Annotated in this window: 1 protein-coding gene; it reads left to right on the forward strand. The window is 70.3% G+C overall.

Translation table 11 applies throughout. The features are described from left to right. Positions 1 to 226 precede the first annotated feature (226 nt). A complete protein-coding gene (locus tag AB0R04_RS38890) occupies positions 227 to 1426 on the forward strand; it encodes an IS110 family transposase (RefSeq protein ID WP_363378904.1) in 1200 nt (399 codons plus the stop codon). Positions 1427 to 1444: the final 18 nt, after the last annotated feature.

The raw sequence follows: 1444 nt of genomic DNA on the forward strand, positions 1-1444 counted from the left end.
TTTACCTCCGCCCAGGTCACCTCCGTAAGGTGTTGTCCGGCCCGGGAGGGCCGGGTGTGGCTCAGGTCACCTTGCCCTCAGTGGCTTGGAAGGAGTGGCCGCCCGGCTCTTCGGGGCGCCCTGGCTGCTGATTGAGATGTGCGCGCTTCGTGCGGTCGCTGATTACGGAGACGACAGCGGGGTGTTCCTCGGGCCAACGAAATTCCGGCGCGTTCGAGGAGGGTGTGTGAGCGAGCGAAGGGCCCATGTCTGGGCCGGCGTTGACGCAGGCAAGGGCCACCACTGGGCAGCCGTGGTCGACGAGGACGGCGCCACGCTGTGGTCGAAGAAGATCGACAACGACGAGACCGCGATCCTGACCGCGCTCGGCGAGATCCTCCCCCTGGCCGATCAGGTCCACTGGGCGGTGGACATCTCCGGAACATCCTCCGCGCTGCTGCTGGCGCTGCTCGCGGCCCACGGCCAGCGAGCCGTCTACGTGCCCGGACGGACCGTGAACCGCATGGCCGGCGCATACCGGGGCGAGGCGAAGACCGACGCCCGCGACGCCTACGTCATCGCCGAAACCGCCCGCCAGCGCCGGGACTTCACCACCATCAAGGTGCCCGCCCAGCTGGCCGCCGACCTCGCCTTGCTGACCGCCCACCGCTCAGACCTGGTCGCCGACAGGGTACGGATGATCAACCGGCTCCGCGATGTACTGACCGGCATCTTCCCCGCTCTGGAGCGGGCATTCGACTACTCCGCGCACAAGGGCGCCCTGGTCCTGCTGACCGGCTACCAGACCCCCGCCGCGCTCCGCCGCCGCGGCCGGGCACGCCTCACGGCCTGGCTGGCCAACCGCGGCGTCCGCGGCGCCGACGCCGTGGCGGCCACCGCACTGGAGGCCGCCGCCGCCCAGCACACCCTGCTGCCCGGCGAGGACGTCGCGGCCGCAATCGTCGCCGACCTGGCCACGCAGATCCTGGCCCTGGACGACCGGCTCAAGCGGATCGACAAACAGGTCCGCGACACCTTCCACGCCCACCCGCAGGCCGAGATCATCGAGTCCCTGCCCGGCATCGGGCCGATACTCGGTGCCGAGCTCATCGTCGCCGCCGGCGACCTGACGGCCTACGCGGACGCCGGCCATCTGGCCTCGGCGGCCGGGCTCGTGCCCGTACCCCGCGACTCCGGACGCCGCACCGGCAACCTACACCGACCCAAACGCTACAGCCGCCGCCTGCGACGGGTCTTCTACCTGTCCGCGCAGACCAGCATCATCAAGGACGGCCCCAACCGGGACTTCTACCTCAAGAAGCGGGGCGAGGGCTGCAAGCACGTCCAAGCCGTCATCGCCCTGGCCCGCCGCCGGGTAAGCGTGCTGTGGGCCCTCCTGCGCGACAACCGGACCTTCACTCCCGATCCAGTTGCGCAGACGGCTTGACTCGGTCATTGAGACTCC

The sequence above is a fragment of the Kitasatospora sp. NPDC056731 genome (genome assembly GCF_040687675.1).
GTDB lineage: Bacteria > Actinomycetota > Actinomycetes > Streptomycetales > Streptomycetaceae > Kitasatospora.